Source organism: Haloterrigena salina JCM 13891, assembly GCF_000337495.1.
GTDB lineage: Archaea > Halobacteriota > Halobacteria > Halobacteriales > Natrialbaceae > Haloterrigena > Haloterrigena salina.
In genome coordinates this window covers 95,984-120,824 of record NZ_AOIS01000045.1, presented here as the reverse complement: position 1 = coordinate 120,824, position 24,841 = coordinate 95,984, and the positions used below count along the sequence as shown (strand labels likewise).

Here is a 24,841-nt window from a genome sequence, read left to right as displayed (position 1 = left end):
TTCGCGGGGCGAAATCCGCACCGGCGGGCGGTCCGACGGAGTCGTCGAGCGGCGCGACCGCGGGTCCGAGCTCGATCCCGCGCGGTCGTATCGTCGGCGAACACTTTTTGCCTCGGCAACAGTATCGCGCGGTATGGACTCCGACACGCCGCCGCCGATCGACTCCTACGGGACGGACTCGGACGCGAGCTCGGATTCGAACCGGATCGTCAACGCCATGTTCGGCGGCGGCGTCGGGATCGTGCTGTCGTTCCTCCCGGGCTCGACCGTTCTCGGCGGAGCGGTCGCCGGCTACCTCGAGGGCGGCGGGACCGACGAGGGACTGCGGGTCGGCGCGCTTGCGGGGCTCGTCATGCTCGTCCCGAAACTGCTGTTCGGACTGGTCGCGCTCTGGTTTCTCGGGATTCTGGGACCCGGCGGCTTCGGGGCCGTGATCGTCCTCTTCCTGCTTGGAATCGCGGCGTACACCCTCGTCCTGAGTATCGTCGGCGCGGTGATCGGGACCGTCCTCGAGAGCGAATCCAACCGATCGCGGACTCAGTTGTAGCCGCGCCAGCGGTGGCCGCACTCGGTACACTTGAAAAAGCGCGTCGGCGGTTCGTCGGCCGAGGCGGTCTGTTTGAGGGTGTACCACGCCTCCTGATTCTCACACTCGTCGCAGATCACGTCCGTCGCCTTCGGCTTCCCCTCGAAGTTGGCGTTCTCGTCGGACTCGATCACGTCGTCGTCGGTCTGGGACTCGGTCGTGACGAACGCGTCCTCCTGCTCGCGGTCGCGTTCGCTCGCGGCGCCGCAGTCGTCGTTCGTACAGACCATGCGATCGCCCTGAGCTTTCATCATCGAGCCGCAATCGTCGCAGAACTGCATAACCGGGTGTAGCGGATCGAGCAGGAAAAGTGCATCTCTCGCGGGCCCGCGGGCGATTACTCGCGGCCCTCGAGCGCTTTGTCCTCCAAGACGACCGGACAGTCGGCGACCCGGAACCGACCCAGCACGGGCATCTCGAGGATGTCGGTTCCCTCGCGGGTACACGCGACGGTCGGCGGCGACGCGAAGTGTTCGCACCGGTGGCAGTAGCCGTCCGTCTCGATCTCGCGGATCGTTCGCTCCTCGTCGCGAGGGGGCGCCCCCGGCGCGTCGTCGTTCTCGAGGCGCTCCCAGAGTCGGTCGCGGTCGAGAGCCGTGGCGTCCTCGCGGTCGAACAGTTCGTCGAAGTCGATCTCGGCGTCGTCGTCTCCGGCCGCGTCCCGTCGCTCGTCGACCGCCGCAGCTAGATCGCTAAGGGGGCCGGTTCGGTCGATACCGTCGGCTTCCGACGGGGTCGAACCGTCCGCGGCGTCCGGCTCGAGTTCGATCGACCGGTCGGACTCGAGCGCCCCGTCCGACGGCGCATCCTCGGTCATCGGATCGTCTCCTCCGAATCGAAGTCGAGGGTCGACGACGCGCTCGAGTCGTCAGCCCGTTCGTTTCCCTCGGCTTCGCGGTCCGCACCGTCCCGTTCGGTTCGGTCGCGGTCCGCCGGGTCCGCCTCGAGCGCGTCGAAGGTCGGTTCCGCCGACGCCGGTGACGACGGCGCGTCGTCGACCCGTCCATCGAGCGCCGGCGGCTCGCCGGTCACGAGCGTGTGGGAACCGAAGAACGAGGTCTTCTCGGCGACGTCCGTGATCACCGTCGAGCAGTGGGGACAGGCCGGCTCGGTCAACAGCGCGAGGTCGACCGCGGCGTCGCAGGCGTCGCAGACGGCGGTGCGAATTCCGAGCCGGTTGGCCGCGCGTTTGAGCCGATCGGCCGCCGCCCGGCGGCGCTCCCGTTCGGCGACGGCGTCTCGGCGGTCGCGGAGGTCCAGCACGGCGTCGGCCAGCGCGGTCGTCCGATCGTCGAGCGCCGCCGTCTCGTCGACGAGGGACTCGAGGACGGTCTCGAAGTTCTCGAAGCCGTCGTCGACGGTCGCCTCGAGGGTCTCGAGTTCCTCCCGGACGGCTGCGAACTCGTCCTCGCCGACGTAGTTGGCGTGGTCGTGGTCGGCGGGCGCCTTGGCGTCGGTCTCGCGTTTGACCTGGACGACGCGACTCCGGACGTCCTCGAGTAATTCCATAAACTCGTCGCGCTGGGCGTCGATCCGGGCCTGGACGGCAGTGAGGTCGTCGAGATCGCTCGGCTCGATGTCGTCGTCGGTCGCGACGGCGTGGGCCGCCGTAACCAGACGACGGCAGACGTCGTCGCGGCTCTCGCCGCGCCGGCTGGCCTCTCGGGCGAGCCAGTCGTCGACCTCGCCGGGCGGGGCGAACGAGATACCGCCGTCGTCTTCGCTCGACATTTGTTCGATCTACGGTTCGGTCGAAGCGGGCTTAAGGGTTGGTTCGGACTCACCGTTCGATACGCGCGGTAGAGGGCCTGTTAGCGGATTTTTCGAACGTTACTGATGTCGAATCCGCTGTCGTTGATCGCCGTCTCGAACCGGACGATGTCCTCGTCCTCGAGTCGCGAGAGGACCCCGCGGAACTGTTCGACGACGAGGGTTCGCGCGCGCTCGGAGCCGCCGCTCTCCCACTCGAACAGCAGGGTCCCGTCGGTGGCCTCCTTCAGGCGCCCCAGCTCCGTCGGTTCGAGGGCCTCCGCGTTGACCAGCAGCAGGATGACGCCGCCCCAGCGGTGGGCGGCGCGTTTGAGCCCCTTCAACAGGACGGTCAGATCGGCCCAGGCCAGCCGGTCGTCGGCCGTCGCGACGAGGTCGGTCACGGAGTCGACGACGACGAGGCTCCCCGCCGCGTGCTCGGTCAGGTACTCGCCAAGCGCCTCGAGGACGTCGCTGCGATCGGTCCGGTTGCCGAGTTCGGTGATGTCGGTCGCGCGCTCGGCGTACCAGTCCGTCGGCACCGGCGTCAGCTGGAAGTACGGCTCCGCGAGTTCGACGACGGAGACGGCGTCCATCCCCGCGTCGACGAGGTCGGCGTCCATCACCAGTCCCATCTCGTCGACGATCGCCGCCCGTTCGTCCGTAAACGAGATGTAGTGGACCGCGCCGGGGAGTTCGGTCCCCGACTCGAGGTCGCCATAGTAGCGATCGAACTCGCCGGGCGCCGAATCCGCGAGGCCGTTCAACACCGCGCTCGTGTAGGCGAACTCCCGCGCTCCGGCCCCGGCTTCGCCCGCGAGCAACACGACGCTGCCGGCGGGTGCGCCCCCGCCGATCATCCGGTCGAGCCTCGAGATTCCGAGAGGAAGTCGTTTCATATCGCGCCAGTCGAAGCGTGCCCGTTTACGTATTATGGCGATCCGAGCGACTTCTAAGAGGCGTCGATCACGGTTTGGACCGGATTACACGGTCGATCACGACGGCTACGCTACTGACGCTGGCAAGGGGAATTGCCACGTCCTCCCCACCCGATTCGCTCACTGTGTTCGCTCATCCCTCGCGCGATATCGTCGATCGATCCTCGCCACTGCTCGGATACGATCGACATCGCGCGCCGCTGCATACTCGCTCGCGCGGGTCGCGGCTACGATCGCTCGCCATCGGACAGCACTCGAGCGCCTTCCGCTGCCGGCTTCGATAGAATAACGCGTCCCTCGAGCCCGTTGTCCGCAAGGGAATCGCGGGCCGCCGACTCGGCCTCGGCAGCATGGCTTCGGTCGGTCACGCCGTAGACGACGGGGCCCCACGACGACTGGCCGATGCCCGACAGCACCGGGCAGTCCTCGAGGGCCTCCACGAGCGTCCCGGCGGGCGGGCGGAAGACGCCGCCCTGCGCGTCGGCGTACCAGGCGCCGTTCTTGCGGCCGATCTCGGCGACCGCCTCGCCGAAGGCCTCGAGGCGCCCTTCCGCGGCGGCGGGCAGCAGTTTGCGGGTGACGACGCCGGCGATCTCGTCCGCGACGGCGGGGTCGGCGCGCTCGACGACGGCGCGCATGCTCGCGTCCTCGTCGTCGCCGCTGCGGCCGGGGTCGGCGTCGGGAACCGCGACGAGGAAGCGCCAATCCTCGGGGAGGTCGTGGCGGGCGACGACCGGGGGCACCGTCCAGTCACCTTCCGCCGGCGGCTCGGTGGTAAAGCGGTTGGTCGGATGGCCGGCGTCGACGACGAAGCCGCCGTCCTCGAAGGTCGCGACGCCGACGCCGCTGCGCCCGCCCCGGCCCATCGCCGGCGCGAGGGGCCGGACTCGAGGCTCGAGGCCGTGGGCCCGCGCCGTCGCGGTGAGGACCGAGAGGGCCAGCTGGGTCCCGCTTCCGAGGCCGACGTGGCGGGGAAGCCGCTCCTCGATCGTGACCGCGATCCCCGGAACGTCGAGAGCCTCGACGGCGCGGGCGGCGTATTCCCGGCCCAGCGGATCGTCGCTCTCGACGCCGGACGCGGGTTCGGCGGTGACCGTCACGCGGGGCTCCTCGAGTCCGACGCCGATCCCGCCGTAGAGTCGTCTGCGAGCGAGCGAGAGGTTCTGGAAGCCGACGTGGAGTCGTGCTCCCGCGCTGACCGTCGCGGTCGTCATGCCCGGCCGTAGGAAGGCCCCCGGGAAGGGGGTTTCGACGCTGGCAACGACTGTCGTCGCAGACGGTATTGACAGACAGTAAACTGATTAATTCTTCAATGTCTCTGGTGAATGTGGCGCTCAGTACAGGGAATATAGTGCCCGTGAGTCTATCAAATAAAGACGGGTGTCATTCATTACCACTCGTGACGTAGAGTCCACGATCAGTGCTGATGCAAATCCAAGAAACTCGGGAAGTCGCGTGTCCGAAATGCGGGGAGAACAGTAGCGTTCCAGTCCCAGAACAGGACGTGGAGCTGAAAGTTAGCCCGTATGTCGCCGCGTTCGGCGAGCACACGGAAATCGAGTGTTCGAACGAACATTCCTTCTGGGTCTACTACTGCTAGCCAAACTTTCCTTCTATCGACCGTTCAATTCGTATGACACGATCTATGGGCTATACCGTTCAGTACTGATATAGACCAATACACAATCCTCCTAGAAGCAGACATATTACTAAGCTCCAAGTATGAGAATGATGTCCCAGTATTCCGGTGAAACCACGAATTCTGGACTACTACTGAGTTCAGAAGCATCCGAAGTAAGGATGCCCAATCAACAAGAGTACACCTGCCCGATCTGTGAATTCGTGGCCCCTCATAGAGAAGAACTCACACTTCATCTTCGAATAATCCATTCACAGGGTGTATCATACACGAGTCCCCAACACCCATAATTCGGAGCTTCCTTTGTGAATAAAACCAACGGCTGGTGAAGTTACTCTGTCACTGGGAAAAGAAAACAAGAGGGTGTCATAGAATGGCCCGCGTACCGATTATGTTGACCGCGGCGAGTGTTATATACAGGTGTGCTACCTAACGTTCGGTCGCCTCGAAGTATTCCTCTCGTGAAATCGTATATCTATGCACGTCCGCAACAGTATCGTCCAGCGGAAGCCAATTCCGCAGAAGTCCCTCGTATTGGCCATCGTACCGTTCGACGTACTTGTTGATTGCCCGTCGTGACTTCTTGTTCCCGTCGATATGGGCGGCAACGACGAGTTCAAGATCAAGACGGTCAAATGCCACGGAGAGGAAGGCATCAGCTCGCTCAGCGGAATATCCGCGCCCCCAAAATTGCTCGTCAAGAAGGATACCAAGATTGGCGGACCGTTTTTCCCAATGTGGATACAGTCCTGTCGTTCCAGCGATGACGCCTGCCCCGTCTTCCCCCTCATCCGGTCGAATCACGTATTTCGCACCCTCGACATCGTCCCATAATTCCTCAGCTTCGTCTACGTAATCATATGTCTCTTTCACCGTCTCATGGGGCGACGAATCCCAATACTCGAACATTCTCTCCGTCTCGTCTCCATCGGAGTAGAGTTCGTGAAGAGCGAATACATCGACAGCGTCGTGCGAAATTCGTTCGAAGGTGAGTCGGTCTGTCTCGATGCGCTCAGGGAACATACTGTATCATCCGCTGTCGGAAGCAATAATTCCGGTATATAGCGGCCCCGTTTTGTTGCAGACTATCCTGATTGAATGATCCAATCAATAGGCACTCATACTTAACAAATTGCGTAGACTCGAGGACTCTGATCTGATCGAAGCGAGGGTCGACGAATTCGAAAAGGTACGATACCGTCGATCCTGACTTAGAAGCGTCTGTCGAGTTCGACCCGCGAGGTACTGCAGAACTGGAGTCACAGGAGAGCGTAACGGAATTTCTCTCTTTAACCATACAAGAGACCCACGACAAGTATGGGGGCTAACCGAACGGAGTGACACTACAAAATTTTACCATCTCACCCTCTATTTTAGAGGTATGAGTACCGATCGGAAGGTGGAGAATTCACGACTGTTGATATCGATTGGAGGACTAGCTTTGGTAATTCAGTCGGTAGTGTTTCAAGGCACCTTTGGCATTGTTGAAAATCCCGGAGTTTCCGGAGTCCTTAGAGACGTGCTGAGCGGTGGTCTATTGCTGGTGGCAACAATTTTCCTTTTCAGTGGAGTGTATCTACGCCTACGCGATTTTCGATAAGTATGCAGCCCGATGTAAGCTGGTTAGCTTTCGCTGATCGGCAGAGCGAGGCTATCGTTACGTTCAGAGCGTACACCGACCTGATTGGCCATTAGGGTGGAGAGACATTCAGAGTTGACAGGGTCTTCCGATTTCTCGCTCGTATTCCGTTTTGATTTGCTTGAATAACTCCTCCCCGAGCTCCGTGTGGAAGCGTGGTGCGGCCGTAGCGAAAAACTCGTCTAGATTCTCGAACTCGGAGAAGTGGTCGTTCGTTTTGGTATCGTCGTACCGGTTCTGGCGTTCGTATTTGAGCGCCTGAAGACAGTTGTCAACCAGGTCCATGTCCTTGACAAATTGTGCAGTCGGTGTGTCACGGGCTTCGTACTCCTCCCACAGCAACAGCAGGTCACTGTTATCGAAGGGCGCAACGAGATCGGTTACTGCGCTCCGTTCGGCTGCTTCCTTCTCAGAGGTGGTAACGGTCTGACGACCATCTTCCGCACGGGTGGCGATGTCACCTGTGCGAGCTTCGCCGAGGTCGTGGACCAATGCCATCGTCATTGCCTTCTGGCGATCAACATCTTCTCGCTCGGCGTACAGCAGACAAAGTATCGCCGTTCCCCATGTGTGTGCCGCGACGGACTCCGGTGAATCGATATTCCGGAGAACCCATCCTGTACGGAGTTCATCTTTCAGCTCGAACCATTCGAGCAGGAAAGAGAGCTCATCAGCCATTATCGAGTAGAACGCCGGCTAACAGTTCAAGTTAACGACTACAGCCTGCCGAGTGGCAAACGCATTTCCGGTACGTTCGCAGACGTAGTTATCGAATCTGGAGACTCACTCTCACTTCATATCACGAGTAAAGAGCACTGTTATATCGATCGCGTCGACAGTCGCTACGCATGGACACCGCCTCGGTCGTCGTCCCCGCCCGCGAGGAAGGGGAGCGCCTCGAGCGCACGCTGGCGTCCCTCGCCCGGCAGTCGTTCGACGGGCGACTCGAGGTAATCGTCGTCGCCAGCGGAACGGCGACCCGCAGGGTCGCTCGCGAACACGGGGCGGTCGACCGCGTGCTCGCCGACGACCGCTGCGACGGTCCCGGCGCGGCACGCAACCGGGGCGCAGCGGCCGCGACCGGCGACGTCTTGCTGTTTACCGACGCCGACACGGTCGTCCCGCCGACGTGGGTGCGACGCCACTGGCGCCACTACGCGACGACGGCAGTCGTCGGCGTCGGCGGCCCGCTCCGGCCGCTCGCCGGCGGGTTGGCCCACCGCTTCCGATTCCGACTCCTCTCGGACTGGTGGTACCGGGCCAGCTGGCCCGTCGGCTTCGTCCAGCAGCCGGGGCCGAACTGCAGCGTGCGCCGGTCGGCGTTCGAGGAGATCGACGGCTTCGACGAGTCGCTTTCCTTCCTCGAGGATACCGACCTTTCCCTGCGATTGTGCGAGGCGGGATCCGTCGTCTACGACCCCGACTGCCCGGTTCGGACGTCGGTTCGACGCCACGAGCGGGAGGGGTATCTCCCGCTCCTGCTGGCGTACCTCGTCGGCTACCTCGAGTACGCGCTGCCGAACCGGTCCCCGACGCGAGACCACTTCTCGTAGCGGGGCCGACCGCCGGCTCTTTCTCGTCGGTCGTCGTATCGACGGCTATGGATTCGGATCTCGTCGACGCCCTCGCGGCCGACGCTTCGCTCACCTGCGTCGTCGGCGCCGGGGGCAAGAAATCGACGCTGTACGAACTCGCCGGTCACCTCGAGCGCGCCGTCGTGACGGCGACCGTCCGCATTCCGATCTTCGACCGGCAGGTCGCCGCGGTGCGAGTCACTGAGGACCCCATTTCGCTGCTCGAGCGGGCCGACGCCGACGAGCCCGACGGCGCCGCGGACGACCTCGAGTGGCCGCTGGGCCTGGTCCCGGAACAGGAGCGAGACGATCGCTACCTGGGGTACGACACGGACGTCGTCGATCGGATCGCGGCGTCCTCGAGCGTCGATCACGTCCTCGTCAAGGCCGACGGGGCGCGAACGCGGCTGCTGAAGGCGCCGAACGAGCGCGAGCCCCAACTGCCCGCGGCCGCGGAGACGGTGCTCGCGATCGCCAGCGTCGACGCGGTCGGCCGACCCCTCGACGAGGGGGCCGTCCACCGGCCGGAACGCGTCGCCGCGGTCACCGGCCGTGAGATCGGGGAGATCATCCGTCCGGACGACGTCGCGACGATCCTCACCAGCCCCGACGGCGGGCTGAAGGACGTGCCGCCGGACGCGACGTACGTGCCGGTTCTCAACATGGTCGACGACGCCGACGACCGCGCGGTCGCCCGCGAGATCGCGACGCGGATTCTCGAGCGGAGCGCGGACGCCAGCGAGGCCGCACACGGTCGAATCCCGCGTGTCGTCCTGACGAGCATGATCGCCGACGAGCCGTTGGTCGACGTCCTCGAGTGACGCCGCCGATCCCGCCCCGTCCTCGAGTCCCCAGCTGCGACGGAATGAGGGCGTAGTTTATGGGATCGCTGGTCCTATCGCCGACCGTGACCAGCGAACGCTCGCTCGGCGGCGTCGTCCTCGCCGGCGGCTACTCCACGCGCTTCGGCGAGTCGGACAAGGCCGTCGCCGACCTCGCGGGAACGCCCATGATCCGCTGGGTCGTCGACCGACTCGAGACCGTGACCGACGACCTCGTAGTCAACTGCCGCGACGATCAGCTCGAGGCGATTCAAGACGCGCTCGCGGGCAGCGACCTCGAGCCCCGGTACGCGACCGACCCCGTCCCGGACAGGGGGCCGCTCGCGGGTATTCAGGTCGGCCTCGAGGCCGTCGACCGCGAGTACGCGGCCGTCGTCGCCTGCGACATGCCCTTCGTCGATCCCGCGTTGCTCGAGGCGCTCCGCGAGCGCGCCCGCGGTCGCGACGGGGCCGTGGTCCGCCTCGAGGACGGCTGGTACCAGACGACCCAGGCGGTCTACCGGGCCGACGCGATGGCCCAGGCCTGCGCGGAGACCCTCGACTCCGAGGACAAGCGGATCGTCGCCGCCCTCGAGCGCATCGACGTCGCGGAAGTCGGCGAGGAGGCCCTCGAAGGCGTCTCGGAGCGGACGTTCGAGGGGATCGACACCCAAGAGGCGCTCGCGGAGGCGGAAGGCTGGCTCGAGGAGTCCGAGAGCTGAGGATCGTCGGGTTCGGAACTGAATCGGCCGTCAGTCGCCGTCTGCGGGGTCGTACGTGAAGATGTCCTCGATTCGGCAGTCGAAGTAGCGGGCCAGTTCGAAGGCCAACTCGAGGCTCGGATCGTACCGGCCGCGCTCGATGGCGTTGATCGTCTGTCGGGAGACGTCCACCTCCTCGGCGAGTTCGGCCTGCGTGACGTCGGCCTTCGCCCGCCAGACCTTGAGATTATTTTCCATGGGTCCTCAGAACTGTCGTTTGTACCACAGCCTCGTTACCGCCATCGAGACGGTCCCGAGTATCCAGGACGTCAGCACGACCTGATACCCCCACGTCGGAAGCGCGTAGCTCATATCGCCGCTCTCGGTCACGTCGATACCAGCTATCGCGAAGATAAACAGGAACCAGTACAGCGCCCAGAAGGAAACGTAGCCGGCGCGATAGTGAATCGCCATCTGCCGTTCGTCGTTCTCGCGATTGGCACTTCCATGTTGATGCCATCCGAGGGCCGCCGCGCCGACGATCCCGCCGCCCAGTGCAAGCGACGCGTTGGCCTCGCTGGCCCCGAATATTCCGACGATTAGTCCGGCCAGTCCGACTGCGTGCGCCAGATATCGTTCTATCTTTGACATCATATGGAAAGCAAGTACGACATAACGTACTAATATTTTTCCATAACGACGGAGATTATAGACGAAACGTCGGCTGTGTTCGACACTACTTCGGGGAAGGGCTCGGACCACGAACTGGCCGCCTCGTCGCTCACTCGAGTTACGTTACGCTATCGGTCACCGAAGAACGCAGTCGTCGACGAAAACAGGGATTCCGAGCGAAACCGATGTTCGGTGCGGAAAACGCGGTACTCGATTACTCGTCCTTCGCACCGGGGTTCGTCACCGCACCGTTGGCCGCCGAACCGAACATCTGGCCGTACTTCGCCAGCACGCCCGTCGTGTAGTTGGGTTCTGGCTCGTCGCGTTCCTCGAGTCGCGCCTCGAGTTCCTCGTCGGTGAGGTCCACGGAGAGCTCGTGGTCGTCGATGTCGATGGTGATCGTGTCGCCGTCCTCGAGGGCCGCGATGGGGCCGCCGGCGGCGGCCTCCGGCGCGACGTGACCGATGGAAAAGCCGCGAGTGGCGCCGGAGAACCGACCGTCGGTAAAGAGCGCGACGTCCTCGGCGTGGCCCTGGCCGGCGACCGCGCTCGTGACGCCGAGCATCTCGCGCATACCGGGGCCGCCCTGGGGGCCCTCGTTGCGGATCCCGATGACGTCGCCGGTCTCGACGTGTCCTTCCTGAACGTACTCCATCGCGTTCTCCTCCTCCTCGAAGATCCGGACGGGACCCTCGTGGTGGAGGTGGTCCTCGCCGGTGATCTTGATGACGGCGCCGTCGGGCGCGAGGTTGCCCGTCAGGATGCGGATCGCGCCGCGCTCGTGGATCGGTTCGTCGACGGTGTTGAGGAAGTCCGCGTCGAGGTCCTCGATGGCCGGCGGATCGATGCGCTCGAGCCCCTCGGCGATCGTCTCGCCGGTGACCGTCAGCGCGTCGCCGTGGAGCAGGTCCGCCTCGAGCAGTTCGCGGAGGACGACGGGGACGCCGCCGACCTCGTGGAGGTCCTTCATGACGCGCTCGCCGCCGGGCTGGAGGTCGGCGATCTTGGGCGTTCGGGCGCTGATCTCGTTGAACTCCTCGATGTCGAGGTCGACGCCGGCTTCGGCGGCCATCGCCAGCAGGTGGAGGACGGCGTTGGTCGAACCGCCGACGGCGACCTGGAGCGCGATGGCGTTCTCGAAGGATTCCTTGGTGAGGAAGTCCGAGGGCTTGCGTCGCTCCTCGACGGCCTCGACGGCGAGCTCGCCGCTCTCGCGGGCGACCTCGTAGCGGTCCTCGTCCTCGGCGAGCGGTGAGGACGACCCCAGCGGCGCGAAGCCGATGGTCTCGGAGATCGATGCCATCGTGTTGGCGGTGAACATCCCGCCGCAGGAGCCGGCGCCGGGGCAGGCGTTGCGCTCCATCTCGTCGAGTTCCTCCCGGGACATCTCGCCGTCGGCGACGGCGCCGACGCCCTCGAAGAGGTTCTGGACCGTGATCTCGCGGCCCTCGTGTTCGCCGGGCATGATCGACCCGCCGTAGAGGAAGACGCTGGGCAGATCAGTTCGGATGGCGGCCATCATCATGCCGGGCATGTTCTTGTCGCAGCCGCCGATGGTGACCAGCCCGTCCATGCGCTCGCCGAAGGCGACGAGTTCGACGGAGTCGGCGATGACCTCTCGGGAGATGAGGGAGGCCTTCATCCCCTCGGTTCCCATCGAGATGGCGTCGGAGATGGTGATCGTCCCGAACTCGATGGGCATCCCGCCGGCCTCGTCGACGGCGTCGTAGGCCGACCCCGCGACGTCGTCTAGGTGGACGTTACAGGGCGTGATGTCCGCGGCCGGGTTCGCGACGCCGATCATCGGCGAGTCGAAGTCCTCGTCGTCGTATCCCATCGCGCGGAACATCGCACGGTGGGGCGCGCGTTCGACCCCTTCCGTGACCTCGTTGCTCGGCAGGTCGTCCGGTTTGCCCTCCGCGGGCGACCGCTGCTCGGGCTGTTGGCTCATACCGGGAGATTGCTACCTCGGCGCTTAAAGTCCTCGGATACCGGTATCGGCCACTATCACGCTCGTAGCGAACACCTTCGGGCGATCGGTGGCGGCCCGATTGACGACCGTCGCGACCGATACCGACAGTAAACGAAACTGTCAGAACTGCCGAAAACCGGTTCTGATTCACTTACTTGCACACAACATCTGAATGCTAACACTGGCGTTCTCGGCCCTGCACACGCTCGCGCCCTTCGATTTCCTGCACGAACCTTTCCCGCCGCTGTCACAGAGTGACTGACAGAGCCACGAATGTATAAGTACTGTCTGGAGTGTGATTGGCAGGCCAGCACCGCCGGGGCCACGACCGAGGCGGAGGTCTCGGAGCAGGCCATCGAACACTTCGTCGAGACCGGCCACACGATCGATTCGATGCGGCTCCCCCCGCCGGTTATCCTGGAAAACTGACGGGAGCGCCCGCGGTTCGGCCCTCAGCCGCGGCGCTCGAGGATCCGATCGATGATCAGCCGCGTCGAGAGGATCTCGTCTTCGCGTTCGGGGTCGCGGGCGCTCGCGCGCTCGACGGTGCAGTCGATTCCGCGGCGCTCGAGTTCGGCCTCGATCGCGTCGTCGTCGTGGTGCTGGTCGTGGCCCAGCGCGATCACGTCGGGGTCGATCTCCTCGATGGGCGCGAAGATGTCCTCCTCGTGGCCGACGATCGCGTCATCGACGGCCTCGAGGGCGGCGACGACGTCCCGGCGCTGCGCCGCCGGACAGATCGGCTTCTTCTTGTGGTCGACGTTCGACTTCCGGGCGACGATGACGAGCAGTTTGTCGCCCATCGCCGCGGCTTCCTCGAGGTAGTGGACGTGTCCGGGGTGGAGGATGTCGAAGGTCCCCTGGGCGACGACCGTCCGCGTCATCGCGCCCCCCGAAGCCCCGTCGCGGCTCCCTCGGTCGTCGGTCGATCGGTTCGTCGTCTCGGGTTCGCAGTCGGTCCGCGGATCGGACCGGGAGTCGTCTCGAGCATCATACTATCGAAGTTCGTCGTCGATATCCGCCTGCGTGAAATCGAAGAAGTCCTCGGTTTCGGGCAGTTCCACGTCGATCACGTTCAGCTGGGTCGGCTCGCCCCCCGAATCGAAGGCCTGCCAGTCCGAGCGCCGATACGGCGCGCCGATGATGACGTGGACGCTGCCCCGACCGAACGTCTCCAGATCCGCGTCGCTCGGGCTGATCACGCCGTTCGGGTGCGAGTGAACGCTGCCCAGCGCCTTCACGTCGTTCGGGATCTGGCTCGTCTTGACGGTCGCGCTGACGCTGTTCGACTCGGTGCCGGGAATCACGAGAACGTCCGTGATGACGAGTCCGTCCCGGTCGATCCCGAGTCGCTCCGCCTCGGTTCCCCGGAGGAATCCCATGTACTCGTCGGGATGGGCGGCTTCGGAGGATTCGAGGGCGAACTCGAGGGTCTCCTCGGCGATGCCGAGGATCGAACTCGAGCGAAACAGCGCGTCGAACAGCCCCATGACACGACCTGCGTGCTTGCGGTTGCTAAACGTTCCGATGGTCGTTTCGGCGACGGCTCCGCGGTGAGCGTCGGGCCGGCGGCTGCGGCTTCGCCGATCGTCCGTCCCGATCGTCCGTGATATCTGTCGATCGTCAACTAGGTGTGTATATATTATCTATCCCTACTAGCATACTGTTTTTCCGGCGGCTCTCCGTATTCGCATTTATGTCACTAGACGACGATTCGCTCGAGTACCACCGCGAAGAGCCCCCCGGCAAGATCGAGATCCGCACGACGAAGTCGACGACCACCCAGCGCGACCTCTCGCTGGCGTACTCGCCCGGGGTCGCCGCGCCGTGTCGCGAGATCGCCGATCACGAAGACGACGCCTACCAGTACACGGCCAAAGGGAACCTCGTCGGCGTCGTCTCGAACGGCTCGGCGGTGCTCGGACTGGGCGATATCGGCGCCCAAGCGTCGAAACCCGTCATGGAGGGGAAGGGCGTGCTGTTCAAGCGCTTCGCCGACATCGACGTCTTCGACATCGAACTCGATCACGACAACGTCGACGCCTTCGTCGAGTCGGTCGCGGCGATGGAACCGACCTTCGGCGGCGTCAACATCGAGGACATCGCCGCGCCCGCCTGCTTCACGATCGAGGAGCGACTGCGCGAGCGGATGGACGTCCCGGTCTTTCACGACGACCAGCACGGCACCGCGATCATCTCCGGCGCGGCGCTGCTCAACGCCGTCGACATCGCCGATAAGGACATGGAAGAACTCTCGGTCACGTTCTCCGGCGCCGGTGCGGCGGCCATCGCGACCGCCCGGTTTTTCGTCTCGCTGGGCGTCCCGAAGGAGAACATCACCATGGTCGACATCGACGGCATCCTGACGACCGAGCGGGCCGAGTCCGGCGACCTCGACCCCTACAGCCGCGAGTTCGCTCGCGACGTGCCCCCGGGCGACGTCGCCGACGCGATCGTCGACGCGGACGTCTTCGTCGGCCTCTCCGTCGGCGGGATCGTCGACGCCGAGATGGTGCGCTCGATGGCCGCGGATCCGATCATCTTCGCGATGGCCAACCCCGACCCGGAGATCGACTACGAGACGGCCAAGAACGCCCGGGACGACACGGTCATCATGGCGACCGGCCGCTCAGACTACCCGAATCAGGTCAACAACGTCCTCGGGTTTCCCTTCATCTTCCGCGGCGCGCTCGACGTCCGGGCCAGCGAGATCAACGAGGAGATGAAGGTCGCCGCCGCGGAGGCCATCGCCGACCTCGCGCGGACCGACGTTCCAGACGCCGTCCGCAAGGCCTACGGCGACCAGCCGCTGCAGTTCGGCCCCGAGTACATCATCCCGAAGCCCCTCGATCCGCGCGTGCTCTTCGAGGTCGCGCCCGCCGTCGCCCGCGCCGCCGTCGAGAGCGGCGCCGCCCGCACCGACCTCGACCTCGAGACCTACGTCGAGGACCTCGAGGCGCGGCTGGGCAAGTCCCGCGAGATGATGCGGACCGTGTTCAACAAGGCCAAGACCGACCCGAAGCGGCTCGCACTGGCCGAAGGGACCAACGAGAAGATCATCCGGGCGGCGGCCCAGCTCGAGGACCGCGACCTCGCGCGGCCGGTGCTGATCGGCGACGCCGAAGAGATCCGGGCCACCGTCGCCGATCTCAACCTCGAGTTCGACCCCGAGATCGTCGATCCGTCGACCGGCGACTACGAGGAGTACGCCGAGGCGCTCTACGAGCGCCGCCGGCGCAAGGGCGTGACGAGGACCGAGGCGCGAGAACGGATCCGGGACAGCGACTACTTCGCGTCGGTGATGGTCGACCAAGGCGACGCCGACGCGATGCTCACCGGGCTGACGAACCACTATCCCTCGGCGCTGCGGCCGCCGCTGCAGGTGGTCGGCACGGCGCCCGACACCGACTACGCCGCGGGCGTCTACATGCTGACGTTCAAGAACCGCGTCGTCTTCCTCGCCGACGCGACGGTCAACCAGGACCCCGACGAGGACGTGTTAGCCGAGATCACGCGCCACACGGCCGACCTCGCGCGGCGGTTCAACGTCGAGCCCCGCGCCGCCCTCCTGTCGTACTCGGACTTCGGTAGCGTCGACAACGAGGGCACCCGCAAACCCCGACGAGCGGCCCAGCGGCTCCGAGCGGATCCCGACGTCGACTTCCCCGTCGACGGGGAGATGCAGGCCGACACCGCCGTCGTCGAGGAACTGCTCGAGGACAACTACGAGTTCGCCGAGCTCGACGAGCCCGCGAACGTGCTCGTCCTCCCCAACCTCGAGGCGGGCAACGTCTGCTACAAGCTGCTCCAGCGGCTGGGCGGCGCCGAGGCGATCGGGCCGATGCTGGTCGGGATGGATCGCCCGGTCCACGTCCTCCAACGGGACGACGAGGTCAGCGACATCGTGAACCTCGCGGCCGTCGCGACCGTCGACGCGCAGGGCGAGTAGCGGTACCGATCGGACTCCGGCGCTGCTCTTCGGCCCCGACGGGCCGTTTTCGATGGACGTGCGGGTCACCGATGTCCAGACGTGACAGTCACGCAGTCAGTTCGCCGTCGACGCCGTCGTCGAAGATGTTCTCGAGCCGTCGTCTCCCTTCTTGACAAGGGTTATACGCGACCGGCCCAAACTACGGTTCAAGATGACACGTGAGTCCGCCGGGGAACCCGGCGCAGATGACGGGGATTCCGTCGTCTACGATCTCGCTGCCGAGTGTACGGCAGAAGATGTAGAGCGAAACCGACCGTATCTCGCAGAAATCAACGGTATCGTCGATTACGGTGTCTTCGTCGATCTCTCCGAGTCCGTCTCCGGGCTCGTCCACGAATCGGTCCTCGAGGGCACCTTCGCCGTCGGCGACGAGCTCGTCGTCGAACTCGAGAGCGTCCGAGACAACGGCGACATGGCCTTCGAGCCGGTCGACATCGAGGAGTACACCCTCGAGAACGTCGGCCACGACTACGCCCTGACCGGCACCGACCGGCTCAAGGCGAATATCGGCGACCAGATCCACCTCGAGGGGAAGGTCGTCCAGGTCAAACAGACCGCCGGCCCGACGATCTTCCACGTCGCCGACGAGTACGGCGTCGTCCCCTGTGCCGCCTTCGAGGAGGCCGGCGTCCGCGCCTACCCCGCCACCGAGGTCGGCGACGTCGTCCGCGTGACCGGCACGCCCGAGCGCCGCGAGGGTTCGATCCAGATCGAGGTCGACGGTCTCTCGAAACTCGAGGACGAGGACGCCGACGAGGCCCGCGACCGCCTCGAGGACGCCCTCGAAGAGCGCGCCGAACCCCACGACGTCGAGCCGCTGATCGACTGGCCCGCCTTCGAGAAACTGCGCCCGAACCTGCGGGAGGTCGCGAAGCTGCTGCGTCGGACCGTCCTCGAGGGACGGCCCATCCGGGTGCGCCACCACGCCGACGGCGACGGCATGTGCGCCGCCGTCCCCGTCCAGATCGCCCTCGAGCGATTCATCGCGGACGTCCACGAGGACGAGAACGCCCCGCGCCACCTCATCAAGCGCCTGCCCGCCAAGGCGCCGTTCTACGAGATGGAAGACGCCACGCGGGACCTGAACTTCGCCCTCGAGGACTGCGAGAAACACGGCCAGCAGCTCCCGCTCCTGCTCATGCTGGACAACGGCTCGACGGCCGAGGACGTCCCGGCCTACGAGACGCTGGCCCACTACGACATCCCGATCGCGGTCGTCGACCACCACCACCCTGATCCCGACGCCGTCGAGGATCTACTCGACGCCCACGTCAACCCCTACCTCCACGACGAGGACTACCGGATCACGACGGGGATGCTGTGCGTCGAACTCGCGCGGATGATCTACCCTGACCTCGGCGACGAACTCCGCCACGTCCCCGCCGTCGCGGGCCTCTCGGACCGCTCGAAGGCCGACGCGATGACCGACTACCTCGAGCTGGCCGCCGAGGAGGGCTACGACGAGGACCGCCTGCAGGACGTAAGCGAGGCGCTCGACTACGCCGCCTTCTGGCTGCGCTACAATTCAGGCGACCAACTGATTCAGGACCTGCTCCAGATCGATTCGGCCGACGAGGACCGCCACCGCGAACTCGTCGAGTTCTTCGCCGACCGGGCCCGCGAGGAGGTCGACGAGCAACTCGACGCGGCGATGCCCCACTTAGAGCACGAGGACCTGGACAACGGTGCCCACCTCTACCGCATCGACGTCGAGAACTACGCCCACCGTTTTACCTACCCCGCGCCGGGCAAAACGACCGGCGAGATCCACGACCGGAAGATCGAGGAGACCGGCGATCCCGTGATCACGGTCGGCTACGGGCCGGACTTCGCCGTCCTCCGGAGCGACGGCGTGCGACTGGACATTCCGAACATGGTCTCGGAACTCGAGGAGGAGGTCCCCGGCGGCGGCGTCTCCGGCGGCGGCCACCTCGTCGTCGGCTCGATCAAGTTCGTCAAGGGCAAACGCGAGGACGTCATCGACGCCTTGGTCGAGAAGATGGAGGACGCGGAGATCGACGAAGCGCTCTCGAGCGCGGCGCCGATCGACGACTAACGGTGACCCGCGACTCGAGTCCGACCGTCGCCGTCGAGCGTCGACCGGACTCGAACCGAGACGGACGCGGTTCCGAGCAGCGGCCATCGATCGACTGTAGCATGACTGTCCCACCCCAGACTGACGAGCGCTCTCGAGACCGGGCTACCGGCCTCGAGCGCCCGGTCTCGCCGACGGTCGAGAGCGAGCGCCGAGACGAGCGCCGAGACGGGCGACGGGACCGAGGTGGCAGGACTCGATGATCGACCGAAGCGAATCAGCGGAACCGGCCGACGTGTTACTCGTCGAGCCGTCCGAGGAGCGTGCTCGCCACACGAGAGACGGGTTTTCGGACACGGGGGCGACGACGACCATGCACGTGGTCTCGGACGGCGACGAGGCGCTGGCGTTTCTCGAGGGGCGCGACGACCACGCCGACGCGCCGGCTCCCTGTCTCGTCGTGCTCCGCCTGGGGCTTCCGGCCCCGGGCCCGGACGGACTCGCGGTGCTCGAGCGAATGGCCGAGCAAACGACGCTCGCCCGAATTCCGGTCGTCGCGACCGTCGACGAGCCCGAGGACGACGTCGTCACTGATGCCTACAACCGGGGCGCTAACGCCGTCCTGCCGACGCCGTCCGAACCCGCGGCGCTCGCCGAGACGATGGCGCGAGTCGCCGAGTTCTGGATCGCGACCGCGCGGCTCCCCAACCGGATCGATCGGCTCTGAGGGAGTCAGTTCCGCAGAGCGACTACTTTCGAATCGCAGCGTACCGCGTCAGTTGCGCGATTCAACTGGACGTTAGAATTGATAGCGCCGCTCGTCGTCCATCGACGGATACTGATCCGCGCCGGTCATCTCCTCGAAGGTCATCCCCGAGAGGTACTCGTCGTAGGTGACGTCGTAGGCCGTTCGCAGCTGGAAGTCCAGCTTTCCGGTATCGATCGTCGACTGGAAGAGCATGTGAATCGCCCGCCGGACGAGTTCGTCCGTCTCTTCGGGCTCGAGGGCGGTCTCGAGCAAGGCGAGTTCGTTTCGCGTTTCCCGATCGAGCGAGACGGTGAGGTCCTCGTCCAGCGCGCTGTAGGCGTCCGTCACGTCGTCGTTGAGATCGTCGAGGCTCATACGGGAGGGGACTCGAGCCGACGGGATAGGGCTTTCGTGGTCGACTCATCGTGTGCTAACACAACCGACCGTACTCGAGTCACTGCGTTCGGGTTCCGTCTCAAACAGACGATAACTGGAACGAGACCACTCGTGAGGTCGATGTCGAACGCGCTGCTATCGTGGCAACGGGGAGTCCCACGATCCGCCCCAGCCGATTCGATCGCTCCCGTTGGTCGCTCACTCATCCACTGGAAGACGCTCCGCGTCTTCCAAGCCATTCGCTCGTACACCTCGCGAAGACCTCGCACGCAGTCACCGGCACGCCTTTGCAGTGCTCACGGCTCACTTCGTTCGCCGTTCACTTTCCGAGGTGCTCGCATAGCTCGCACCTCGCTCTACTCAGGCGCTCCGTCAGCGCGCGCCACCGCACGTGGAATCATCGGTCGGAGCGAGACGGATCCGGCGATCGAAGTACCGCTGGAATCGATCCCGAACCGCCACCAGTAAGACCGGCGGGTCGCTAGATCGACCGATGAGTGAGAGCGACGACGATGCCGACGCCGGTTCGGGTTCGGGTGCGGGCGACGGGGACTGGTCGCTCCCCGACGACCTCGAGGCCGTCCGCGAGGCCCTGATCGCGTGGTACGAGGACGACCACCGCGAGTTCCCGTGGCGGCGGACCGACGATCCCTACGAGATCCTCGTCAGCGAGGTGATGAGCCAGCAGACCCAACTCGATCGAGTGGTCGAGGCCTGGGAGGAGTTCCTCGAGCGCTGGCCGACGACGGCCGACCTCGCCGCCGCGGATCGAGCGGACGTCGTCGGCTTCTGGACGGATCACAGCCTCGGCTACAACAACCGGGCGAAGTACCTCCACGAGGCGGCCGGGCAGGTGGAGTCGGAGTACGGCGGCGACTTCCCTGAAACGCCCGACGAACTGCAGGAACTGATGGGCGTCGGCCCCTACACCGCCAACGCCGTGGCGAGTTTCGCCTTCAACAACGGCGACGCGGTCGTCGACACGAACGTCAAGCGGGTCGCCTACCGGGCGTTTTCGATCCCCGATGACGACACGGCGTTCGAGACGGCCGCGAGCGAACTCATGCCCGACGGCGAGTCGCGAGTCTGGAACAACGCGATCATGGAACTGGGCGGCGTCGCCTGCACCCAGACGCCGAAGTGCGACGAGGTCGGCTGCCCCTGGCGCGAGTGGTGTGACGCCTACGCCAGCGGCGACTTCACCGCGCCGGACGTCCCAACTCAGCCCTCCTTCGAGGGAAGCCGCCGCCAGTTCCGCGGCCGCGTGATCGGGACGCTACGGGAGTACGACGAACTCGAGTTGGACACCCTGGGTCACCGCATCCGCGTCGATTACGCCCCCGACGGCAAGTACGGGCGCGAGTGGCTCACGGGGCTGCTGACCGACCTCGAGTCCGACGGGCTGGTCGACCTCGAGGAGGGCGAAAACGGAGGGCTCGTGGCTCGACTCCGCCGGTAGCGGCCCACGTCGAGACGCGGTCCCAGAACCGTTATTTGGTTTCGTCACTTCGAGCAATTACGTGCAGTCAGTCGGTACCGCTCGTGCGACCGCTCTCTCCCCACATTTCACATGACCAGTCAACCGCCCTCCGGACCGGACGGAACCGTCTCCGACCGCCTCGAATCGACGTCCATCCGCAGCCGCCAGACGGCGACGATCCGCGTCTGCTGCGTCGGCTTCGACGGCGCCGAGCGGGGAATCCCCGCGGAGCTTCGGGACTGCGAGGGCGATACCGAGCTGACCGTTCGAACCGTCGAGTCGAGTGCGGCCGTCCTCGAGTCGCTCGCGGCGGTCGACTGCGTCGTCACCGAGGCCGACCTCGGCGAGACGACCGGGCTGGACCTCCTGCGATCGATTCGGGACCGTGACCCCAAATTCCCGGTGCTCATGCTGACCGGGGCGGGAAGCGAAGCGCTGGCTAGTCGCGCAATCTCGGCGGGGATCACCGACTACGTCCCGCGCGGCGACGGGACGGAGAACGCGGTCGACGTATCCGACCGGATCGAGGCGGCCGTGGATCAGTATCGGTCCGAACTGGACGCCAGACGGACCTACGCCGCGCTCGAGACCGCCCAGGAGGGAATCAGTCTCCTCGACGAGAACGGGAAGTTCACCTACGTCAATCAGGTGTACGCCGACAACTACGGCTACGATCGCGAGGAGATGCTCGGCCGACACTGGGAGATCCTCTATCCGGCCGACGAGACCGATCAGGTCCACGAGGAGATCCTCCCGGAGGTCCACGAGGAGGGTCACTGGCGAGGGCAGACGACCGGCCTGCGCGCCGACGGGACGACGTTTCCCGAACAGCACTCGCTGACCGAGATCGAGGATGGCGGACTGGTCTGCGTCGTCCGGGACATCAGCGAGCGCAAGGAGCGCAAACGCGACCTCGAGCTGTTCCGAACGCTGCTCGATCACTCGACGGACAGCGTCTTCGTCTTCGATCCGGAGACCGGGACACCCCTCGACGTCAACGATACGGCCTGTCGCGAGCTCGGTTACTCCCGCGAAGAACTGCTCGACCGATCGGTGATCGATTTCGAAGCGGAATTCACCGGCCGAGACGACTGGCGATCGTTCGTCGACGACCTCCGGGCGGACGGGCAAACGACGTTCGACGGCGTCCACAGGCGCCGCGACGGCGCGACGTTCCCCGTCGAAGTCAACGCGACCTACGTCGAACTCGATCGCGGCTACGTCCTCTCGATGGCCCGCGACGTCACCGAGCGCCGGCGGCGAGAGCGCCAACTCCGCGAGTCCGAACAGCGCTACCGGACGCTCGCGGAGTACTTCCCGAACGGCATCGTGACGCTGTTCGACCACGACCTCGAGTACACGCTGGCGGCCGGCCGGGGCTTCGACGATATCCCCGTCGAACCCGCCGATCTCGAGGGGGCGAACTTCTACGACGTCTGGCCCGCCGCGACCGCCGACGGCCTCGTGCCCGCCGTTCTGGGGACGCTCGAGGGCGAGGAGCGATCGGTCGAACTCTCCTACGCTGGTCGGGAGTGGATCCTCCACGCGGTGCCGATCACCGACGAGCGCGGCGACGTCTTCGCGGGCATGACGATGGCCCAGGACATCACCGAGCGCAAGGAGTACCAGCGCCGCCTCGAGGAGACGATCGACCGGCTCGAGGAGTCCAACGAGCGGTTAGAGCAGTTCGCCTACGCCGCCAGCCACGACCTGCAGGAGCCGCTGCGAATGGTCTCGAGCTACCTGCAGCTGATCGAGCGCAGATACGCTGACGCGTTCGACGAGGACGGCGAGGAGTTCCTCGCGTACGCGATCGACGGCGCCGACCGCATGCGCGAGATGATCGACGCCCTGCTGACCTACTCCCGCGTCGAGACCCGCGGCGAGCCGCTGGCGGCGGTCGACCTCGACGCCGTCATCGCGGACGTTCGGGAGGACCTCCGACTTCCGATCGCCGAGTCCGACGCCGAGGTGACCGTCGACTCGTTGCCCCGGGTCCGGGGGGACAGCAGCCAGTTGCGGCAGGTGTTCCAGAATCTGTTGTCGAACGCGATCGAGTACAGCGGCGACGAGCCGCCGCGGGTTCACGTCTCGGCTGAACGGGAGTCGGCAGACGCCGCGAGCGCCGCTCGAGGGTCCGGCCGCTGGATCGTCTCGATCAGCGACGAGGGACTGGGGATCGATCCCGAGGATCAGGAGCGCATCTTCGAGGTGTTCGAACGTCTTCACAGCCGCGGGGAGTACGACGGGACCGGGATCGGCCTCGCGCTCTGCCAGCGCATCGTCGAGCGCCACGACGGCGAGATCCGCGTCGATTCGACCCCCGGCGAAGGGGCGACGTTCTCGGTGGTGCTCCCGGCGGTCGACGACGCCTAACGGACTCGACGACGGCGCTCGAGCCGAGACGGCGGCTTCTCCTACTGCGACTGCAGAATTCTCGTCGTTCCGAACGCCGCCCGCATCACCGGTTGGGCCGCTTATATGTGCCTCGGGGCCGACGAACCGACATGGCCGACGTTCACGTCGCCGCAGTCTGTGGCAGTCTCCGCGAGGCGAGTACGACCCGCGCCGCCCTCGAGCGCGTCCTCGAGGCCGCCGAGCGCGGCGGCGCGACGACCGAACTGCTCGACCTGCGCGAGTTCGAGTTGCCGACGTTCGACGCGGATCGCGATCGGGAGGACGCGGGCGACGCCGAGGAACTGGCGGCCCGCCTCCGCGAGGCGGACGCGATCGTCCTCGGCTCGCCGATGTACCACGGCTCCTTTTCCTCGCCGCTGAAGACCGCGATCGACTACTGCGGGTTCGACGAGTTTCGGGGCAAGACCGTCGGACTGCTGGCGGTCTCCGGCGGCGCCTTCCCCGTCACCGCCCTCGAGCACATGCGGTCGGTCTGCCGGGCGCTGAACGCGTGGGTGATCCCCCACGAGGCGGCCGTCCCGAACTCCCACTCGGCGATCGAGGACGGCGCGTTCGCCGACGAGAAACTCGAGGAGCGCGTCGCGACGCTCGGTCGGCGCGCGGTCCAGTACGCCACGATCGAGCCGGATCCGGACTCGTTCCAGAGCGACCAGAACGTCGGCGCCGAGGGGAAGTGATCAGGGGCAGGGCTCGAGAAGCCGTTCGAACCGCCGCTGGTGGGCGAGGAAGGCCATGAGGCCGAAGACGACGACGCCGACCTGCACCGCATTGACTCGGAGGACGATCGTCGTCGCCTCGAGCGACAGCGGGGGCGTGGCGACCGCCCAGTCGGTAAACCAGGCCGACGCCAGCAGCGCCGCCGCGCCGACGGCCAGCAACAGGCCGGGCACGATCGGTGCACGCGTCGTCAGGGACGAGGATTGAAAGCAGAAGGCGCGTCGCTCGAGGACGAACTGCCCGATGAGGAGGCTGGCGTGTAAGACGGTCGCGACGGCGATTCCCCCGACGCCGCCGATCCCCTGGGCCGCGAGCAGCCAGACGATCCAGCTCCCAGTCAACAGGAGGGCGACGCCGAGCCGCTGGGGACAGAGGACGTCGCCGATGTCGCTGACGGTCGCCCCGAACACGCTCGCTCGGAGCAGCGAGCCGCAGAACAGGATTCCGAGCGCGGCGAGTGCGGTCGACGCGCTCGGCGACCCGACGACGAGCGTAAACCAGAGTCCGACGGCGACCGCTTCGACGGCGGCCGTCGAGAGCGCCGCGGTCACCCCGACGACGCGGCGTCGGGTCGTTCGACCGAGGACGCCGGGCTGTCGGATGACACTCATACCACTCTTCGTCACAGGCGAGCCCTTTCGTTATGGAAGTCATTATATCACATAGTAATGCATTCGTAACGACGCGTTCGTCCGAGCCGAATATATAGGGCGCTAATAGTCCGTTTCTCGAACCGGTTTCGCGAACGAGTCCGCGAACGAACCG

General features: G+C 65.6%; 26 protein-coding genes and 1 pseudogene. 13 read left to right on the top strand and 14 right to left on the bottom strand.

What is annotated here, in order from left to right; all coding sequences use genetic code 11:
* Nucleotides 1–133 precede the first annotated feature (133 nt).
* The gene (locus tag C477_RS13185; RefSeq protein WP_008894995.1) at nucleotides 134–547 is read left to right on the top strand and encodes a DUF5518 domain-containing protein; all 414 of its coding nucleotides are present in this window, start codon (nucleotides 134–136) and stop codon (nucleotides 545–547) included.
* Here C477_RS13185 and C477_RS13180 read toward each other — a convergent pair.
* From C477_RS13180 to C477_RS13160, 5 genes are all read right to left on the bottom strand, one after another.
* Nucleotides 538–867, bottom strand: coding sequence for a transcription factor S (locus tag C477_RS13180; RefSeq protein ID WP_008894994.1), 330 nt, complete (start codon nucleotides 865–867; stop codon nucleotides 538–540). The genes C477_RS13185 and C477_RS13180 overlap by 10 nt on opposite strands.
* A 56-nt stretch (nucleotides 868–923) precedes the next feature.
* Entirely contained in the window at nucleotides 924–1,403 is a 480-nt protein-coding gene (locus C477_RS13175; protein ID WP_008894993.1) for a hypothetical protein, read from the bottom strand.
* Nucleotides 1,400–2,317: a hypothetical protein gene (locus C477_RS13170; RefSeq protein ID WP_008894992.1), complete on the bottom strand. Its 918-nt coding sequence runs from the start codon at nucleotides 2,315–2,317 to the stop codon at nucleotides 1,400–1,402. The genes C477_RS13175 and C477_RS13170 overlap by 4 nt, the downstream gene beginning before the upstream one ends.
* An 80-nt stretch (nucleotides 2,318–2,397) precedes the next feature.
* Entirely contained in the window at nucleotides 2,398–3,234 is an 837-nt protein-coding gene (locus C477_RS13165; protein WP_008894991.1) for an RAD55 family ATPase, read from the bottom strand.
* 266 nt (nucleotides 3,235–3,500) lie between these two features.
* On the bottom strand, nucleotides 3,501–4,487 hold the full coding sequence (locus tag C477_RS13160; protein ID WP_008894990.1) for a beta-ribofuranosylaminobenzene 5'-phosphate synthase family protein: 987 nt from the start codon (nucleotides 4,485–4,487) through the stop codon (nucleotides 3,501–3,503).
* Between the two features lie 212 nt (nucleotides 4,488–4,699).
* On the opposite strand from C477_RS13160, the gene C477_RS25035 reads away from it, so the two are divergent.
* Nucleotides 4,700–4,873, top strand: a complete 174-nt coding sequence (locus C477_RS25035; protein WP_449404400.1) for a hypothetical protein — start codon at nucleotides 4,700–4,702, stop codon at nucleotides 4,871–4,873.
* A gap of 468 nt (nucleotides 4,874–5,341) precedes the next feature.
* On the opposite strand, the gene C477_RS13155 is transcribed toward C477_RS25035, so the two are convergent.
* Together C477_RS13155 and C477_RS13150 are read right to left on the bottom strand one after the other, a co-directional pair.
* Nucleotides 5,342–5,935 carry a GNAT family N-acetyltransferase gene (locus tag C477_RS13155; RefSeq protein ID WP_008894989.1) on the bottom strand — a complete coding sequence of 198 codons (594 nt, stop codon included), beginning with the start codon at nucleotides 5,933–5,935 and terminating at the stop codon, nucleotides 5,342–5,344.
* Between the two features lie 685 nt (nucleotides 5,936–6,620).
* Nucleotides 6,621–7,232, bottom strand: coding sequence for an HD domain-containing protein (locus C477_RS13150; RefSeq protein WP_083870285.1), 612 nt, complete (start codon nucleotides 7,230–7,232; stop codon nucleotides 6,621–6,623).
* Between the two features lie 167 nt (nucleotides 7,233–7,399).
* Between C477_RS13150 and C477_RS13145 the strand changes: the two genes are divergently transcribed.
* Genes C477_RS13145 through mobA form a run of 3 tightly spaced genes read left to right on the top strand, consistent with a single transcriptional unit; the run spans nucleotide 7,400 to nucleotide 9,668 of the window.
* Nucleotides 7,400–8,104: a glycosyltransferase gene (locus C477_RS13145; RefSeq protein ID WP_008894987.1), complete on the top strand. Its 705-nt coding sequence runs from the start codon at nucleotides 7,400–7,402 to the stop codon at nucleotides 8,102–8,104.
* 47 nt (nucleotides 8,105–8,151) lie between these two features.
* Nucleotides 8,152–8,946: a selenium cofactor biosynthesis protein YqeC gene (yqeC, locus tag C477_RS13140; protein ID WP_008894986.1), complete on the top strand. Its 795-nt coding sequence runs from the start codon at nucleotides 8,152–8,154 to the stop codon at nucleotides 8,944–8,946.
* A 59-nt stretch (nucleotides 8,947–9,005) separates the two neighbouring features.
* Nucleotides 9,006–9,668, top strand: coding sequence for a molybdenum cofactor guanylyltransferase (gene mobA / locus C477_RS13135; protein ID WP_008894985.1), 663 nt, complete (start codon nucleotides 9,006–9,008; stop codon nucleotides 9,666–9,668).
* Between the two features lie 30 nt (nucleotides 9,669–9,698).
* Here the strand turns inward: mobA and C477_RS13130 are convergent, their stop codons facing one another.
* From C477_RS13130 to ilvD, 3 genes are all read right to left on the bottom strand, one after another.
* On the bottom strand, nucleotides 9,699–9,905 hold the full coding sequence (locus C477_RS13130) for a helix-turn-helix transcriptional regulator (RefSeq protein ID WP_008894984.1): 207 nt from the start codon (nucleotides 9,903–9,905) through the stop codon (nucleotides 9,699–9,701).
* Nucleotides 9,906–9,911: 6 nt separating this feature from the next.
* A complete protein-coding gene (locus C477_RS13125; RefSeq protein ID WP_152423323.1) occupies nucleotides 9,912–10,298 on the bottom strand; it encodes a hypothetical protein in 387 nt (128 codons plus the stop codon).
* A gap of 235 nt (nucleotides 10,299–10,533) precedes the next feature.
* Nucleotides 10,534–12,270, bottom strand: a complete 1,737-nt coding sequence (gene ilvD, locus C477_RS13120) for a dihydroxy-acid dehydratase (RefSeq protein WP_008894982.1) — start codon at nucleotides 12,268–12,270, stop codon at nucleotides 10,534–10,536.
* Nucleotides 12,271–12,564: 294 nt separating this feature from the next.
* Here ilvD and C477_RS24140 point away from each other — a divergent pair, with 294 nt between their 5' ends.
* On the top strand, nucleotides 12,565–12,720 hold the full coding sequence (locus C477_RS24140) for a hypothetical protein (RefSeq protein WP_008894981.1): 156 nt from the start codon (nucleotides 12,565–12,567) through the stop codon (nucleotides 12,718–12,720).
* 23 nt (nucleotides 12,721–12,743) lie between these two features.
* Here C477_RS24140 and C477_RS13115 read toward each other — a convergent pair whose 3' ends face one another.
* Nucleotides 12,744–13,175 (bottom strand): adenylyltransferase/cytidyltransferase family protein, encoded by a 432-nt coding sequence (locus C477_RS13115; protein WP_008894980.1) that lies wholly within the window; start codon nucleotides 13,173–13,175, stop codon nucleotides 12,744–12,746.
* Between the two features lie 111 nt (nucleotides 13,176–13,286).
* Nucleotides 13,287–13,781, bottom strand: coding sequence for a Mov34/MPN/PAD-1 family protein (locus tag C477_RS13110; RefSeq protein ID WP_008894979.1), 495 nt, complete (start codon nucleotides 13,779–13,781; stop codon nucleotides 13,287–13,289).
* A gap of 206 nt (nucleotides 13,782–13,987) precedes the next feature.
* Here C477_RS13110 and C477_RS13105 point away from each other — a divergent pair, with 206 nt between their 5' ends.
* From C477_RS13105 to C477_RS13090, 3 genes are all read left to right on the top strand, one after another.
* On the top strand, nucleotides 13,988–16,240 hold the full coding sequence (locus tag C477_RS13105; protein ID WP_008894978.1) for an NADP-dependent malic enzyme: 2,253 nt from the start codon (nucleotides 13,988–13,990) through the stop codon (nucleotides 16,238–16,240).
* Nucleotides 16,241–16,433: 193 nt separating this feature from the next.
* The gene (locus C477_RS13100) at nucleotides 16,434–18,338 is read left to right on the top strand and encodes a DHH family phosphoesterase (protein ID WP_008894977.1); all 1,905 of its coding nucleotides are present in this window, start codon (nucleotides 16,434–16,436) and stop codon (nucleotides 18,336–18,338) included.
* Between the two features lie 238 nt (nucleotides 18,339–18,576).
* On the top strand, nucleotides 18,577–19,044 hold the full coding sequence (locus tag C477_RS13090; protein WP_008894975.1) for a response regulator: 468 nt from the start codon (nucleotides 18,577–18,579) through the stop codon (nucleotides 19,042–19,044).
* 72 nt (nucleotides 19,045–19,116) lie between these two features.
* Here the strand turns inward: C477_RS13090 and C477_RS13085 are convergent, their stop codons facing one another.
* A complete protein-coding gene (locus tag C477_RS13085) occupies nucleotides 19,117–19,440 on the bottom strand; it encodes a hypothetical protein (RefSeq protein WP_008894974.1) in 324 nt (107 codons plus the stop codon).
* A gap of 514 nt (nucleotides 19,441–19,954) precedes the next feature.
* On the opposite strand from C477_RS13085, the gene C477_RS13080 reads away from it, so the two are divergent.
* The 4 genes and pseudogenes from C477_RS13080 to C477_RS13070 all read left to right on the top strand — a co-directional run bounded on the left by C477_RS13080 (nucleotide 19,955) and on the right by C477_RS13070 (nucleotide 24,036).
* Nucleotides 19,955–20,920 (top strand): HhH-GPD family protein, encoded by a 966-nt coding sequence (locus C477_RS13080; protein ID WP_008894973.1) that lies wholly within the window; start codon nucleotides 19,955–19,957, stop codon nucleotides 20,918–20,920.
* Between the two features lie 111 nt (nucleotides 20,921–21,031).
* Nucleotides 21,032–21,409 (top strand): annotated as a pseudogene (locus C477_RS24915) (response regulator); the annotation flags it as partial.
* A gap of 66 nt (nucleotides 21,410–21,475) precedes the next feature.
* Nucleotides 21,476–23,317, top strand: coding sequence for a PAS domain-containing sensor histidine kinase (locus C477_RS13075; protein WP_394295433.1), 1,842 nt, complete (start codon nucleotides 21,476–21,478; stop codon nucleotides 23,315–23,317).
* Nucleotides 23,318–23,448: 131 nt separating this feature from the next.
* On the top strand, nucleotides 23,449–24,036 hold the full coding sequence (locus tag C477_RS13070) for an NADPH-dependent FMN reductase (RefSeq protein ID WP_008894971.1): 588 nt from the start codon (nucleotides 23,449–23,451) through the stop codon (nucleotides 24,034–24,036).
* Here the strand turns inward: C477_RS13070 and C477_RS13065 are convergent, their stop codons facing one another.
* Nucleotides 24,037–24,687 (bottom strand): hypothetical protein, encoded by a 651-nt coding sequence (locus tag C477_RS13065; protein ID WP_008894970.1) that lies wholly within the window; start codon nucleotides 24,685–24,687, stop codon nucleotides 24,037–24,039.
* Between the last annotated feature and the right edge of the window lie 154 nt (nucleotides 24,688–24,841).

Excerpts from the sequence above, each read along its gene's own strand:
- C477_RS13180 (WP_008894994.1), bottom strand. The coding sequence starts at position 867 with ATGCAGTTCTGCGACGATTGCGGCTCGATGATGAAAGCTCAGGGCGAT.
- C477_RS13155 (WP_008894989.1), bottom strand. The coding sequence starts at position 5,935 with ATGTTCCCTGAGCGCATCGAGACAGACCGACTCACCTTCGAACGAATT.
- C477_RS13165 (WP_008894991.1), bottom strand. The coding sequence starts at position 3,234 with ATGAAACGACTTCCTCTCGGAATCTCGAGGCTCGACCGGATGATCGGC.
- C477_RS13145 (WP_008894987.1), top strand. The coding sequence starts at position 7,400 with ATGGACACCGCCTCGGTCGTCGTCCCCGCCCGCGAGGAAGGGGAGCGC.
- C477_RS13085 (WP_008894974.1), bottom strand. The coding sequence starts at position 19,440 with ATGAGCCTCGACGATCTCAACGACGACGTGACGGACGCCTACAGCGCG.
- ilvD (WP_008894982.1), bottom strand. The coding sequence starts at position 12,270 with ATGAGCCAACAGCCCGAGCAGCGGTCGCCCGCGGAGGGCAAACCGGAC.
- C477_RS24140 (WP_008894981.1), top strand. The coding sequence starts at position 12,565 with ATGTATAAGTACTGTCTGGAGTGTGATTGGCAGGCCAGCACCGCCGGG.
- C477_RS13130 (WP_008894984.1), bottom strand. The coding sequence starts at position 9,905 with ATGGAAAATAATCTCAAGGTCTGGCGGGCGAAGGCCGACGTCACGCAG.
- C477_RS13090 (WP_008894975.1), top strand. The coding sequence starts at position 18,577 with ATGATCGACCGAAGCGAATCAGCGGAACCGGCCGACGTGTTACTCGTC.
- C477_RS13110 (WP_008894979.1), bottom strand. The coding sequence starts at position 13,781 with ATGGGGCTGTTCGACGCGCTGTTTCGCTCGAGTTCGATCCTCGGCATC.
- C477_RS13105 (WP_008894978.1), top strand. The coding sequence starts at position 13,988 with ATGTCACTAGACGACGATTCGCTCGAGTACCACCGCGAAGAGCCCCCC.
- C477_RS13185 (WP_008894995.1), top strand. The coding sequence starts at position 134 with ATGGACTCCGACACGCCGCCGCCGATCGACTCCTACGGGACGGACTCG.
- C477_RS25035 (WP_449404400.1), top strand. The coding sequence starts at position 4,700 with ATGCAAATCCAAGAAACTCGGGAAGTCGCGTGTCCGAAATGCGGGGAG.
- yqeC (WP_008894986.1), top strand. The coding sequence starts at position 8,152 with ATGGATTCGGATCTCGTCGACGCCCTCGCGGCCGACGCTTCGCTCACC.
- C477_RS13100 (WP_008894977.1), top strand. The coding sequence starts at position 16,434 with ATGACACGTGAGTCCGCCGGGGAACCCGGCGCAGATGACGGGGATTCC.
- C477_RS13160 (WP_008894990.1), bottom strand. The coding sequence starts at position 4,487 with ATGACGACCGCGACGGTCAGCGCGGGAGCACGACTCCACGTCGGCTTC.
- mobA (WP_008894985.1), top strand. The coding sequence starts at position 9,006 with ATGGGATCGCTGGTCCTATCGCCGACCGTGACCAGCGAACGCTCGCTC.
- C477_RS13175 (WP_008894993.1), bottom strand. The coding sequence starts at position 1,403 with ATGACCGAGGATGCGCCGTCGGACGGGGCGCTCGAGTCCGACCGGTCG.
- C477_RS13115 (WP_008894980.1), bottom strand. The coding sequence starts at position 13,175 with ATGACGCGGACGGTCGTCGCCCAGGGGACCTTCGACATCCTCCACCCC.
- C477_RS13080 (WP_008894973.1), top strand. The coding sequence starts at position 19,955 with ATGAGTGAGAGCGACGACGATGCCGACGCCGGTTCGGGTTCGGGTGCG.
- C477_RS13170 (WP_008894992.1), bottom strand. The coding sequence starts at position 2,317 with ATGTCGAGCGAAGACGACGGCGGTATCTCGTTCGCCCCGCCCGGCGAG.
- C477_RS13125 (WP_152423323.1), bottom strand. The coding sequence starts at position 10,298 with ATGTCAAAGATAGAACGATATCTGGCGCACGCAGTCGGACTGGCCGGA.
- C477_RS13065 (WP_008894970.1), bottom strand. The coding sequence starts at position 24,687 with ATGAGTGTCATCCGACAGCCCGGCGTCCTCGGTCGAACGACCCGACGC.
- C477_RS13070 (WP_008894971.1), top strand. The coding sequence starts at position 23,449 with ATGGCCGACGTTCACGTCGCCGCAGTCTGTGGCAGTCTCCGCGAGGCG.